Below are 13,888 nucleotides of genomic sequence, written 5' to 3'. Positions count from 1 at the left end.
AAAAGGAAGATGTGTCATCACTCCTCCTTCTCGATATAAATCAATACGATGTAATTACCTAATTATTCCCCCATCATTAGAGTAAGCTTAATGCAGCCTGTGGTAATTGATTCGCTTGCGCTAAAATTGAGGTACCTGCTTGTTGTAGTATCTGGTTTTTCGTCAATATGGCCGTTTCAACTGCAAAATCAGTATCTTGTATGCGACTACGCGATGCTGATACATTCTCCTGAATGTTAGCCAAGTTACCAAGAGTATGACTAAAGCGATTTTGTACCGCACCTAAGTTGGCACGACTATCACTAATTTCAAGTAATGCTTGGTCAATTATTTTTAACGCATCCGCAGTTCCTGCCACAGTAGAGATATCAACGGTATCGGTATGAACATCAGTAGTGACTGCAATGGCACTTGCTATACCCGTAAGCGCTCCCCCCGCGTCATCTGTCCCAGCAATAACCATTGTATCTGCAACTGCAGAGCCTGCCACTTGACCTGTAAAACTTATAGTACTAGCTGTTGCATCCAAGGTTGCTGTGATACCTAAGCCATTACCTGCCGCATTGATTGCGCTAGTTAAGCTTGCGTTATCTGTAACACTGGTCATATCAACACTAATGGTTTGACCAGATACGGCAACCGTTAGTGCACCGTCTCCACCTTGAAGATCCGCAACATCACCTTGGGCCAAAACAACAGCACCGGCGGCGGTGACTTCACGCATACCAACAGCACCAAGGGTATCCGCGCTGATATCTTTTAAGCCAATAGTGATTGTTTCTGCTGAGTTAGAGCCTACTTGGAACGCCTTAGTACCAAAGCTACCGTCCAGTAAATTGGTACCACCAAATTGGGTTGTTTCCGCAATACGGGTTAATTCGGTTTGCAGGGCGGTCACTTCTTTTTGTAGTGCGTCTCTGTCACTCGTAGAGTTTGAACCGTTAGCCGATTGCAATGCTAGTTCGCGCATACGTTGTAAAATATCGGTTGAAGTTTGCATCGCCCCTTCAGCAGTTTGTGCCATTGAAATACCGTCATTGGCATTTCGTTGAGCTACCGCTAAACCATTTATTTGTGAAGTCATGCGGTTAGCAATTTGCATACCTGCCGCATCATCTTTCGCGCTATTAATTCGCATACCTGATGATAAGCGTTGCATTGATTCGGCCAGTGCTCCACCTGATTTAGATAAATTACGTTGCGCATTTAATGATGATATATTGGTAATTACTGATAAAGCCATGATGAAACTCCTAAGTATAAAAATAATGTGTTTAAATTTTCACTTCAGAGCTGTATTTTTTACTAATTAAGCCCCTTGCTAATTAAGTTAACGGCAGGGTTTAAAATAACTTTAATGTTTTTATGTAAAAGGATAAATAGTTGGAATATAGACTTTATAGATAGTAGCTATGGTGTATTAAAAATACTCTGTAATAAATAATCCTTTAACAACCCTTGCCAGTTATGAAGTGTTAAGCAATATAGCTAGGTGAAACATTACAAATTTCTGGCTTAAATGATAATCGAAATAACCAAAGAGTGACAAACTGAATGGTGGGAGTTTGATGATAATCCAAAAACATAAAATAAAAAAACCATCACTAAAAAGTGATGGTTTAAATAACGATATGACTACTATGTTATTAACCACCAAGTAAACTAAGGGCTGCCTGTGGTATTTGATTCGCTTGCGCTAAAATTGAGGTACCTGCTTGTTGTAATATCTGGTTTTTCGTCAATATGGCCGTTTCAACTGCAAAATCAGTATCTTGAATTCGACTACGCGATGCTGATACATTCTCCTGAATGTTAGCCAGGTTACCAATAGTGTGACTAAAGCGATTTTGCACCGCACCTAAGTTGGCTCGACTATCGCTAATATCAAGTAATGCTTGGTCAATTATTTTTAACGCATCCGCAGTTCCTGCCACAGTAGAGATATCAATGGTATCGGTATGAACATCAGTAGTGACTGCAATGGCACTGGTTACACCCGTAAGCGCTCCCCCCGTGTCATCTGTCCCAGCAATAACCATTGTATCTGTAGTTGCAGAGCCTGCCACTTGACCTGAAAAAGTTATAACACTGGTTGCTGTATTTAAGGTAGCCGTGATACCTAAGCCATTACCTGCCGCATTGATTGCGCTAGTTAAGCTTACGTTATCTGTAACACTAGTCATATCAACACTAATGGACTGACCAGATACGGCCACAGTTAGTGTACCATCACCATCTTGAAGACCCGCAACATCACCTTGGGCCAGAGTAACAGCACCACCGGCGGTAACTTCACGAACACCAACAGCACCAAGGCTATCCGCACTGATATCTCTTAAGCCAATGGTAATCATTTCACCTGAATTTGTACCTACTTGGAATGCTTTAGTACCAAAACTACCATCAAGTAAATTAGTGCCACCAAATTGTGTTGTTTCCGCAATTCGGGTTAGCTCATTTTTTAAAGCCGTCACTTCTTTTTGTAGAGCCTCTCTATCGCCAGCAGAGTTTGAACCGTTAGCCGATTGCAATGCTAGTTCGCGCATACGTTGTAAAATATCGGTTGAAGTTTGCATCGCCCCTTCAGCAGTTTGTGCCATTGAAATACCATCATTAGCATTTCGTTGAGCTACCGCCAAACCATTGATTTGCGAAGTCATGCGGTTAGCAATTTGCATACCAGCGGCATCATCTTTCGCGCTATTAATACGCATACCCGATGATAATCGTTGCATTGATGTGGCAAGCCCTTGACCTGACTTGGTTAAGTTACGTTGCGCATTCAATGATGCGACGTTAGTAACGACTGATAAAGCCATAATGAACTCCTAATGTGTACGTTTACTTTGTGTTATTAGAAGCTTGTTAAGGCAAGCCTCTGCTCTTTTCTTTCTTTATTAATAAAAACCGCTGGGTGTTATTATATTTACCGTCAGCTATTTGTTATTTTTGTTACTACCTTGCAATAGCTTTGCTATTGCTTATTAAGCAAGCATAAACAATGCCACTTTCATTAACTATTCTAAAAAATTAAATATAATTAAATATAATTAAATAATGTTAAACCTTGTACCTTGCTAAACGTTTGCTGTGATACCTGCAAAGCGATTTTTGCTTGCTCAAACTCCGAAATAGCTTTGGCAAAATCTAAATCTTCAATGTTAGCTTGCCCAGTCGCTAGACTTAGCTCTGAATCAAGGTGCCTATCCTTTTGACTATCAAGGACTTGCAGCCGTATACCGGAATCCACTCGCCTTGAAGTGATATGAATCATGGACGAGTTCAGTTGCTCTAAAATGGTGTTGTAATCTACTTGATGTTGTTCTTGATTGGTGGCAACAGAGCCTTGTTCCATCCAAGCTATGGCATTATTGATGGTGGAAAAAACACTAATATCTTCTTCTTCACTGAGAGTAAAGCTGTCACCCGGCAAAGGATTGCCGATTAAAGTAACCTCAATGCCGTCAAAGGAAATTTTTTGCCCAACAACATAAGCACCTGTGGTAAAAACATTCGCGCCACCGCTGTCTAGTACATTCAAATCTGCCGCACCGGGGCCAAAAGTAAAGGTATAATCATGTGGTATGGCGCTGGTGTTATATGTACCGCGGTTTGTTACGTTGGCACTTTCAACGGCAATACCTGAGCTATTAGAGGGTGTTGTGGGATAATTGGCACTGAAATCACCAATGGCATTGGCAACCCTCATAAAAGCAGCATCGCCGGTTTGGTTGGTGGGTATTTTTATGTTTCTGGCTATTTGCAACTCTCTGACACCGCTATCTCCGCCATAAAAAACACTACCGTCAACTTGTTGACTAAAGGGTTGTTGTTCAGTTTGAAAGCCAGAAAAAACATAATCGCCATTTTCATTTTGACTATTGGCAACATCAAACAACTGGTTAAAACTATGACGAACTTGCTTAGCTAGCGTTTGTAAGTCTTCATTAGACATAGCACCGTTATTAGCCTGTAGCAGACGTTGCTGAATATCATTTAGGATATCTTCAGCGCCAGCAAAAGCAACTTCTTGAAAGCTGTTGTGACTTTCGGCCTGGTTGATATTGCGTTTATATTTTTCAATATTTGCCAAGTCATTTTTATAGCCAGCCAAAGTGCCATAAGCCACGGCATCATCTTTAGCCGTTAACACCCGTTTACCACTGGACAAATGGGCCATCTGCTCATTAATTTCGGAGCTCTTTTGATTCATCAGTTGAACACTTTGTAAGTAAAACTGCGCTGTAGATACTCGCATAGAAATTCCTTACCTTACCGCGGCTAGAATAGTGTCAAAAAGGGTATTAGCGGTAGAAATAATTTGTGATGCTGCTTGATAGGCTTGCTGATACTTCATCAGGTTGGCGGCTTCCTCATCAAGGTTAACCCCTGAGGACGCTTGATTACGATTATAAGCTTGGGTATAAAGGGCTTGAGCGGTATCGGCAGATAAATTAGCATTACTGGCTTTAGCACCCACCACTGAGGTTGATACGGATAAACTTTTACTAAAAGTTTCTCTACCGCCATTAGTTACCCCTAGTTCTTGGGTTTTTGCCATAGAAACGGCATTATTACCATTACCGACACCAAAGGCGTCACCTAAGGTAAAGGTTTCACGGGCATTAGTCCCTGAGCCCACAAGGTCACCACTAATTTCAATTTGAAAATCAGGCGTACCTGCGGGGATATCAATTAAAACACTAGCACCGGCAGCATAAGTACCCGCGGCAATGGTTGGTGCTGGTGGCGGTGTTGCCGTATCATAAACACGGTAACTAAAGGTACCTGGTGCACTTTCATAAACATCAACCGTAACATCATAGCTTCTCGCAGCCACGGGGTTAGTCACATTGGTGATTTCCACCTTACCATCACTGACATTGTTACTTGATGGCGTTACCGCAATAGCGGCACTGGCAGCGATGGCATTGCCATTGGTTAACGTGGTTTGCATTAACGCGGCGCTATTTTTTGTTGGTATAATGACAAAAATATCACCGGCAACAGGTACACCAGTTTCAACAAATGAAAAACCATAATCAGGTGATGTAGGTGTATGTGTACCTGCTGGCACACCCGCGCCTGGAGCTCCTAAGTTCTCACTACCACCCGAGGTTAAGTTATATAAGGTAAAATTGGCGCCATCAAAACGAATTTCAAATTCATCGGTAGGCAATAGCGAGACATCGTTGATAGTCACTTGTGCTTGCGTTGTGCCCGTATTTCTTGAGGGGACTAATACTCGACCTTGCTGTAATTGAGTGGTGTTTATATCGGTAAAAATATTAGCACCTTGTACGCCATTTAAATCTAAACCACTGGCCTGGCTATCATTTAAGGTTGCCGATATTGCCATCGCTAAACGGTCTATTTCAGTGCGAATTTGACTGAGATTTTCATCTCTAAATTCAAAATTAGCGGCCAATGAGCCACCTAATATTGTACCGTTTATAGCGACACTACTATTATTACTGACTAGACTTAGCTGTATTTTTTGTGTATCAGGGTCGCCAGCCTTTACTCGCAAGGTCATCGGCGTAATACCCGCAACTAAAGTAGTTCCCTGCCCTATCATTACGGTCAGCACCCCATTGCCATCTTCGACCGTGGTAACTCGGGTAAACTCACTTAATTGACCAATCAGTTGATCACGTTTATCAAGTAAGTCATTAGGTTGGCCACCTTGGCTTAAATTTTGCGAAGATAAAATGGTTTCATTTATCTTCGCTATCTCTAGTGATATTTCGGAAATTCTATTGGCAATTTGTTCTATTTCACCATTAACTGCCTTGCTCATTCTATCGAAATTATTGGTTAGCTCATTGAGATTATTACTTAAAATACCAGCTTGATTGAGCACTATGCTGCGTAAACCTGAATCGTTAGGATTATCGGCAACACCATTTAGTGCTTGGTAGAAGTTATCTAAGGAGCCAACAATCGCATTACCTGAAGCCGCCATAACTTGATCAAGCTGTGTCAACCGAGCATGGAGTAAATCGGCATTACTTAGGTTACTTTGCGTTAATAGTTGCTCTTTATGAGAGAATTGATCATAAAGACGGGTTATATCTTGAATATAGGTGCCTGAGCCAATGTAGTTACTGCCATTATTAATACCCAAGGCAGAATTTTGCTCGGCTCGTTGGCGGGTATAACCCTCAGTATTTACGTTGGCAATGTTATGACCTGTTGTTGCCAGCTGCTGTTGAGCGGCCATTAAGCCACTGACACCGGTTTGGTATAAATTCACTGTCATAATGTCGTCTCCTATAACAATACATACTGTGATAAACGCTCTGGTGAATCAGTTATATGTCTTACTATAAATAAATTTGTTGAAGGTTGCCGCAATAGAAATTGGCTACTTGCCTTGGCGTACTCTTCGCTTATTTACGGCGATAATTTACTTCGCTAAAAGGTTAGTAACTGTTTTCAGGGTACCGAGTATTTTATCGGCATATTGAGGATCAGTTGCATAACCTGCTTTTTGTAAACCTTGCAGGAAGTGTTCCACATTGCCAGGTTTTTGTAATGCCTCTTGGTAGCGTTCGCTGGTTGAAAGGAAGTTTATGTAGTCATTAACACTGTCAGTGAGTGATTGATACATTCTAAATGGCGCTGATTTTTTAACCATAGTGCCTTGCTCAAACTCCAAGGTTTCTTTGGTTGTTTTATCGCCAGACCAACGAGAATCAGCTTTTATATTAAAGAGATTATTTGAACTAGCTCCATCTTGACCTTTAATTATCTTTTTCCCCCAACCTGTTTCAAGTGCCGCTTGGGCAATAATAACTTCAAAAGGCACACCGAGCTTCTGTTGAACTTTTTTTGCTGGTGCAATTAAAGCGCTGACAAAGTCTTTTGGCTCATTAAAGTTGTGTACTGCTATAGGCGCTGAAATATTGACGCTTTGAGCTTGGCTAGCCGCATTGATAGGAAGTTGGCTAACGGCACTGATAACTTGGCGACTGACACTATGAATAGCTTGATAGCTACCGGCAAATGGAATATCGATATCTGGCTTAATTTGGCTTTTATCCATCAACATTTTTTCTACTAAGGAGTTATGTTGCTTGTCTTTATCGCCTTTACTGCTATTAGCAACTTTATCATCGGCCGAGTTAACCTGGTGAAAGGAGGGTAAATTACCATCATTACGTAACACAGAGCTAGGCGTGAAACCGCCACTATCACCACCAAGTTGCCGAATAATTAAGTCCGTTAACCCTAAAGACCCCGTGGAAGATAATTCAATCGCCATTTGTTGATCATGCATGTCGCGATAGAATTTACTTGATTCAGAATTAAAGGGGCTGTCTGATTCCAGTACGTCTTGCGCCTTACGCATACTTGACAGTAGCATTCTCATAAAGATAGCTTCAAACTGTTGCGCCGCTTCTTTTAACGCCGCTTGTTTTGATTCATCATCGGTTGCGCGCGATTGTTGACGGATAGCATTTAAGCCATTTAGATCTAGGGCATTACGCGCTTGAGCAAAGTTGTGGTTTTGGCTTAAATTGATATCCATAATTTTAGTACCCTGTAAGTAACATTTTTAAAGACGCTTAAGTTGAGCGATACAGCAACAAGGAGAATAATTAATTAAATGATGATGAGTTCGCCTTGTATTGCACCCGCTTGATCTAACGCTTCTAAAATAGCCATAACATCGCCAGGGCCAGCGCCAACTTCATTGATAGCACGTACCAAGGTTTCTAAGGTAACCCCAGGTTTAAAGACAAACATACGGGCGTCGGTGTTGCTTACATTGATTGATGATTGATTAGTAACCACGGTTTCGCCTTCGGCAAAGGCATTAGGCTGAGAAACATCTAACACTTCATTAATGGTGACAGTAATACCGCCATGGGTAATCGCTGCCGCCAGTAGTTTCACTTCAGAGCCAATCACTATGGTACCAGTACGTGAATTAACAATAATTCTTGCCGCTGGTGTAGCCGGCTCAAATTCAAGATTTTCCAGTACCGATAAAAAACTCACTCGGTCACTAACATCTCGAGGAGCCCTAACCCGCACTGAGGTGGCGTCAAGGGCTTTGGCTGAGCCAGCAATAAGATCATTGATAGTATCAGACAATAATTTAGCGGTAGTAAAATCAGAATGACGTAAATTAAAGGTTATATAATCACCGGATGAAAAAGGGGATTTCACTTCTCGCTCAACAATCGCGCCATTGGCGATACGCCCAACCGTAGGAATATTGACTAATACCTGTGAGCCATCTAGGCCTTGCGCACCTAAACCACTAACGATTAAAGAGCCTTGCGCGACTGCATAAGCATTACCATCGAGGCCCATTAAAATTGTTTGCAATAGGGTGCCGCCACGTAAACTGCTGGCACTGCCCATACTAGAGACAGTAATATCTATCGTTTGGCCTAATTTGGTAAAAGCTCTTAATTCGGCATGTACCGCAACTGCAGCAACGTTTTTTATTTTTGGTTTTAGGTTTGCCGGCATAGTAATACCAAAGTTACTTAACATGGTTTTAAAACTTTGCTCGGTAAACGGACTTTGCTCACCTGTACCCGGTAAACCTACCACTAGACCATAGCCAATTAACTGGTTTGATCGCACCCCAGCAACATCGGCTAAATCTTTAATACGCTGGGCACTTACTGACAAGGATGCCAATAATGCCAGAAGGATAAATGTGTTTATTACTACTTTCATTAGATTTCCACCTTAAATTAACACCTGAACTAATATTTTAAGCTAACACCTTGAACTAGATTTCAGGACTCAGGCTATGCGTTAGCAGCAAAGCCTACTTTGTCCCTTTGCAGAAAACTAAAAGGGCCACCAAGAACTGTTGAAAAACTTAACTAACCAACCTTGCTCATTAGTATCCGCAAAACTACCGGTACCCGCATATTGAATACGCGCATTGGCGACTTTAGTTGATAAAATGGTATTGTTGGAACTGATATCTTTAGAGCGAATAACACCCGTTAAACGAATATACTCGTCGCCATTATTCAAGGTTAACCACTTTTCACCGCGAATCATTAAGTTACCATTGGGTAGCACCCTGAGCACATGTACTGATATATGGCCCGTTAAGCTGTTACCTTGGTCGGTTTTTGAGTCACCTTTAAATTGAGAACTCTGACTGACACCAAACTGTAATGACTCGCCATTAATGGTAACGGGGAACCCCCCGAAGCCAGTAACGGCATCTAACGAACTTTTATTTTCTTTTTTTAACTCAGTTTTAGCATTTTTCTTGGCTTGAGTTTTCTCACTTAAAATCACTGAAATAATATCGCCAACACGGTGAGCTTTAGAGTCTGAATAAATATTATTAACGTAATGGGGCTTAAATAAAGAACCCGTTGGCACAATGTGCTCTTCTTCTTCTTCTGGCATTATTGGCGCAAAGTCAGGATCATTGGGTAGAACTCTATTTAATTCGACGGTATTACTACAAGCGGTAGTAACCGCAATTAAGAAGCAAGCTGAAAGTAACTTCACTTGGGGTAAATACCCTTTGCGTAAAGTAACTTGTCTTAATATTTTGGTGTTTTTCATCACTGCCTCCTGTGCAATCACTCAATTAAAAACTTGTACTAAAGTTGCTGATTGATATAACTCAGCATCTGATCTACCGCAGAAATCACTTTTGAATTCATTTCATAGATGCGCTGACTCTGAATTAAGTTAACCAACTCTTCAGTGGTGTTTACATTGGATGTTTCTAACGCGCCTTGTACCAACATGCCGTAACCTTCAAGACCAGGAACGCCTTCTTGGGGCGCGCCACTTACTGCAGTTTCGGTATACAAGTTTTGCCCCACTGGCTGAAGACCCGTTGGGTTAACAAAGTTAATTAAGTTAATTTGACCCACCACGGCAGGATCAGCCTGCCCTTGCAGTGTTACTGACACTTCACCATCTTGAGAAATAATAATACTTAACGCATCCTCGGGAATGGTCACTTGTGGTTGCAGAAGGTAACCCGCACCTGGGGTAACCAGATTACCTTCATCATCCATGGTAAATTGGCCATTGCGACTATAAGCTGAACTACCATCTGGCATAAGAATTTCAAAAAAACCTTCGCCTTGAATCATCAAATCAAGGGCGTTATCTGTGGTAATCATGTCACCTTGAGTATGAATTTTTTGAGTGGCGACCACTTTGGTACCCGCACCTATCATTAAACCTGACGGTGCTTCCGTATCTTGTGCCGTGCGACCACCTGGCTGGTTAAGATTTTGGTAAAGTAAGTCTTCAAAAACCGCTCGACTCTTTTTAAAGCCTACGGTACTCGCGTTCGCTAGGTTATTAGAGATTACCGCAATGTTTTTATTTTGCGCATCTAAGCCGGTTTTACTGATCCATAATGCTGGGTTCATACATCACCTCTGATTGACTGGTAACTGTTTTTGAAAACAGCTAAATATTAACTGAAAGATACTAATAATTAAAAAGCACGTAATAACGAAGCTGCACTTGCGTCAATTTCCTCTGCGGTTTTCATCATTTTTAATTGCATTTCAAACTGTCGCTGCAAAGAAATCATGGCGGTCATTTCATGAATGGGGTTAACATTACTCGACTCTAATGATCCGCCAAGGACGTTAACATTAATATCGGCAATTAATTGCCTACCATCTTTGGCGCGAAAAAGACCATCATTGCCTTTTTCGATTAAACGTACGTCCGGGTTAACTAGTTTGATACGAGCCACTTCTACTTGCACACTACTTGGCGCGCCTTCAGGCTGAACCATGATGGTGCCATCACGAGAAATTTGAATATTATTTACTGGTAGCGGTAAGATAATAGGGCCATTTTCACCAATGACTAATTCACCATCGTTAGTTTCTAAGGCGCCTGTTTCCGTTAAACGAAAATGACCACCGCGAGTATAGGCCTCTTGACCATCCTCGGCTTGTACCGCAAAAAAACCGTCTCCCGCAATGGCAACATCTAGTGAACGCCCCGTATGAAGGATTGAGCCCGAGTCAAAATTTTGGCTAGCACGCTCTGTCATTGAAAAAACACGCGAAGGCATCCCTTCGCCATAGACCTGCATACTACGCGCTTGTGCTAAATCTGCCTTAAAGCCAGTAGTTGTAGCATTCGCTAAGTTATGGGCATTTATTGATAAGGCTTGCATGTTTTGTTTAGCGCCACTCATGGCGATATAAAGCAACTTATCCATAATGTTTTTCCAAAATATAAAAGGTTATACTGAACAAATGCAAGGAGAGTGCCAGCTATTTAAAAGACGTTTACTAAGCAACTAACTGACATGGTCTAATTGATTAAATAGCATAAAAAAACTGCTAGGGAGTTTAGACAAACTCATCACTAACAGTTTTATGATTAACTTATTGGCGTATGCTCTGTGCCAAAAAGTTTAAAGGTTTTGAAAACTATCTAATTTGTAAGATAGTTTGGTTTAGTTGGTTACTAACTTCCAGTGCTCGCGAGTTGGCTTGAAAGTTTCGCTGTGCAGAAATCAAATCAATAAGTTCGGTAGTTAAATTAACATTAGCCTGCTCTAATGCTGAGGAGTTAATGGTACCAAAAGTACCTGAGCCCGCTTCACCGGCTAACGCTTCACCGGAAACAATACTCTCTTTCCATGAACTATTGCCAACTTGAGTGAGCCCTTGATTATTGGCAAAGCTAACTAAAGCAATACGTGCTAAAGGCTCTGAGGTACCATTACTATAAGTGGCACGCACAAGGCCATCGCTATCAATGTCGATACCGGTTAATCGACCTACCGCTAAACCATCTTGCTCTAATGAGGTTACTTCAAAACTAGAAGCATATTGTGTTGGCTCATTAACATTTGGCCCCGTGCCATCTAAATTAAAATCAACAATAATCTGCTGACTAGGATCAGCGCCATTACTTAATATCGTCGTACCTAATGGTGCTGTTTGGATAAGAGCGGGAACTTGAGTATTGAAATCACCATTAGGAAGAAAGGTTAATTGTGCGCCGTTAATACCAGCACCATTATTAACAGGCCCTCCTGTAATATCGACCAATTGGTTATCAACGGCCGCGTACATATCCCAAGTATTCGGCGCTGATTTCACAAAATAATAAGTCATCACATGACTGTCGCCTAACGAATCAAAAATGGTTACCGAGGTCGAGTTGTTATACGTTAGTGGGTCAGTATGATCAAAGCCAAAAGCGGGTATAGAGTCACCCGCAGGTAAATTCATCTTAACATCGACCTCATTTGTTTTTGATGGTGCGCCAGAAGCTGTCGGTATTTGTAAAGGCGATGCGGTACTTAGCGCTACCGATGAAGAAGAGCCATCAGCATTAACTGGAAAACCTAATAAATAACCACCAGATGAATTAACGACAAAGTTACTGTCGTTTAATTTAAATTGACCAGCACGGGTGTAAGAGGTATCTAAACTGTCAATTTCAGGTACGGTGACAAAAAAACCATTACCGGCAATGGCTAAATCAAGGGAGTTATTGGTAAATTGAATACTACCTTGGGAAAACTGCTGAGCAACATCCGCCGTTAAAACACCATCGCCTACTTTAGTTTTACCTCCAGCCAGTAAAGATGCAGCATAAACATCAACAAACTCAGTTCGGGACTCTTTAAAGCCAACCGTGTTGACATTGGCAATGTTATTTGATGTAACATCTAAGTCTTTTTGTGCGGCGTTTAACCCGCTTAATGCAATATTAAATGACATAATTTAATCCTCTTAAAAAATCGTTCGGCGACAACAAACTAAACTAATTATGATGTTGTAAACCCGCTTAAATACTTCACGGTTACAAACCGCTTAATGCACCAATAAAGTTAAATGACATAATCTAACTCTCTTAAAAAATCGTTCGGCGACAACAAACTAAACTAATTATGATGTTGTAAACCCGCTTAAATACTTCACGGTTACAAACCGCTTAATGCATCAATAAAGTTAAATGACATAATCTAACTCTCTTAAAAAGTCGTTCGGCGACAACAAACTAAACTAATTATGATGTTGTAAACCCGCTTAAATACTTCACGGTTACAAACCGCTTAATGCACCAATAAAGTTAAATGACATAATCTAACTCTCTTAAAAAATCGTTATTTTGCTAAATACCTGGGCAGTTAAATGCTTGTTATTACTCTGTCAGGTGAAATTTATACTTTCTATTTAATTATTTTACTCAAAACTTAACTATCACCACCCGATATTTCAACTACATCGGCTAATACCATGGAGCTACCGCCGTTAAGATTCAGTATAATATTACCGCCAGCACCTGCTAACGTTACGCTATCTACTTTACGGTATGTCATCGCCTCTAATTCAGAGGCTTGACCGTCAACCAAACCAACAATACGGAAACGGTAAGCACCTTCGGGAGCAGGTTCACCTTCTGCGGTTTGACCATCCCAAGTAAAGTTCATTCCGCCGGCATCGACCTTACCTACTTGCACAGTTTGAATGATTTCACCGGCAATATTTTCAACATAAATTTTTACGTTACTGGCTGGTTTGTCTGAAACCAGTTTACCTTTTATCGATTGCCCCTCTTCCATGCCAAAGACATTATCTTCAACTAAAACACTTCGACCAACCAGCGAGGAAGCTTGCAGTGCTTGGCTAGACGTCATAGAACTGGCAAAGATATCAAACGAATCATTCAACCTTTGTACACCATCAGTAGTTGAAAAGGCGGTCATTTGAGAAATAATTTCGTTATTATCAACTGGTTTGGTTGGATCTTGATTCGCTAGTTCTTGAGTTAACAGCGCAAAGAAATCAGCTTGCGTCAGCATGCCGTTATCTTTTTCAACCTCTTTATATTCTTCTTTTTTCCAACGAAGTCCCTCTAACGGGTTAGTGCCTTTAACTGTTTCCATTAC

At 41.2% G+C, this 13,888-nt stretch carries 11 protein-coding genes; all 11 read right to left on the bottom strand.

The annotated features are described in order from the left end of the window. Positions 1-76: 76 nt before the first annotated feature. Positions 77-1,243 carry a flagellin gene (locus ASU03_RS05605; RefSeq protein WP_057830859.1) on the bottom strand — a complete coding sequence of 389 codons (1,167 nt, stop codon included), beginning with the start codon at positions 1,241-1,243 and terminating at the stop codon, positions 77-79. A gap of 403 nt (positions 1,244-1,646) precedes the next feature. Continuing rightward, positions 1,647-2,819 carry a flagellin gene (locus tag ASU03_RS05600; protein WP_057830858.1) on the bottom strand — a complete coding sequence of 391 codons (1,173 nt, stop codon included), beginning with the start codon at positions 2,817-2,819 and terminating at the stop codon, positions 1,647-1,649. Positions 2,820-3,040: 221 nt separating this feature from the next. Then, on the bottom strand, positions 3,041-4,258 hold the full coding sequence (flgL, locus tag ASU03_RS05595) for a flagellar hook-associated protein FlgL (RefSeq protein ID WP_057830857.1): 1,218 nt from the start codon (positions 4,256-4,258) through the stop codon (positions 3,041-3,043). Between the two features lie 9 nt (positions 4,259-4,267). After that, positions 4,268-6,262 (bottom strand): flagellar hook-associated protein FlgK, encoded by a 1,995-nt coding sequence (flgK, locus tag ASU03_RS05590; RefSeq protein WP_057830856.1) that lies wholly within the window; start codon positions 6,260-6,262, stop codon positions 4,268-4,270. A 147-nt stretch (positions 6,263-6,409) separates the two neighbouring features. Continuing rightward, on the bottom strand, positions 6,410-7,534 hold the full coding sequence (gene flgJ, locus ASU03_RS05585; RefSeq protein ID WP_057830855.1) for a flagellar assembly peptidoglycan hydrolase FlgJ: 1,125 nt from the start codon (positions 7,532-7,534) through the stop codon (positions 6,410-6,412). A gap of 74 nt (positions 7,535-7,608) precedes the next feature. Next, complete coding sequence (locus ASU03_RS05580; protein WP_057830854.1) at positions 7,609-8,700, bottom strand: flagellar basal body P-ring protein FlgI; 1,092 nt, start codon at positions 8,698-8,700, stop codon at positions 7,609-7,611. A 117-nt stretch (positions 8,701-8,817) separates the two neighbouring features. Continuing rightward, positions 8,818-9,558: a flagellar basal body L-ring protein FlgH gene (gene flgH, locus ASU03_RS05575; RefSeq protein WP_082627157.1), complete on the bottom strand. Its 741-nt coding sequence runs from the start codon at positions 9,556-9,558 to the stop codon at positions 8,818-8,820. A gap of 38 nt (positions 9,559-9,596) precedes the next feature. Further along, the gene (flgG, locus tag ASU03_RS05570) at positions 9,597-10,385 is read right to left on the bottom strand and encodes a flagellar basal-body rod protein FlgG (RefSeq protein WP_057830853.1); all 789 of its coding nucleotides are present in this window, start codon (positions 10,383-10,385) and stop codon (positions 9,597-9,599) included. A gap of 68 nt (positions 10,386-10,453) precedes the next feature. After that, entirely contained in the window at positions 10,454-11,197 is a 744-nt protein-coding gene (flgF, locus tag ASU03_RS05565; protein WP_057830852.1) for a flagellar basal-body rod protein FlgF, read from the bottom strand. 214 nt (positions 11,198-11,411) lie between these two features. Beyond that, on the bottom strand, positions 11,412-12,716 hold the full coding sequence (gene flgE, locus ASU03_RS05560; RefSeq protein WP_057830851.1) for a flagellar hook protein FlgE: 1,305 nt from the start codon (positions 12,714-12,716) through the stop codon (positions 11,412-11,414). 476 nt (positions 12,717-13,192) lie between these two features. Further along, positions 13,193-13,885 carry a flagellar hook assembly protein FlgD gene (locus ASU03_RS05555; protein WP_057830850.1) on the bottom strand — a complete coding sequence of 231 codons (693 nt, stop codon included), beginning with the start codon at positions 13,883-13,885 and terminating at the stop codon, positions 13,193-13,195. Positions 13,886-13,888: the final 3 nt, after the last annotated feature.

It is taken from the genome of Colwellia sp. TT2012 (genome assembly GCF_001440345.1).
Classification (GTDB): domain Bacteria; phylum Pseudomonadota; class Gammaproteobacteria; order Enterobacterales; family Alteromonadaceae; genus Colwellia.
The sequence above is the reverse complement of the archived record's forward strand: the minus strand, read 5'-3'. Positions and strand labels throughout refer to the sequence as shown.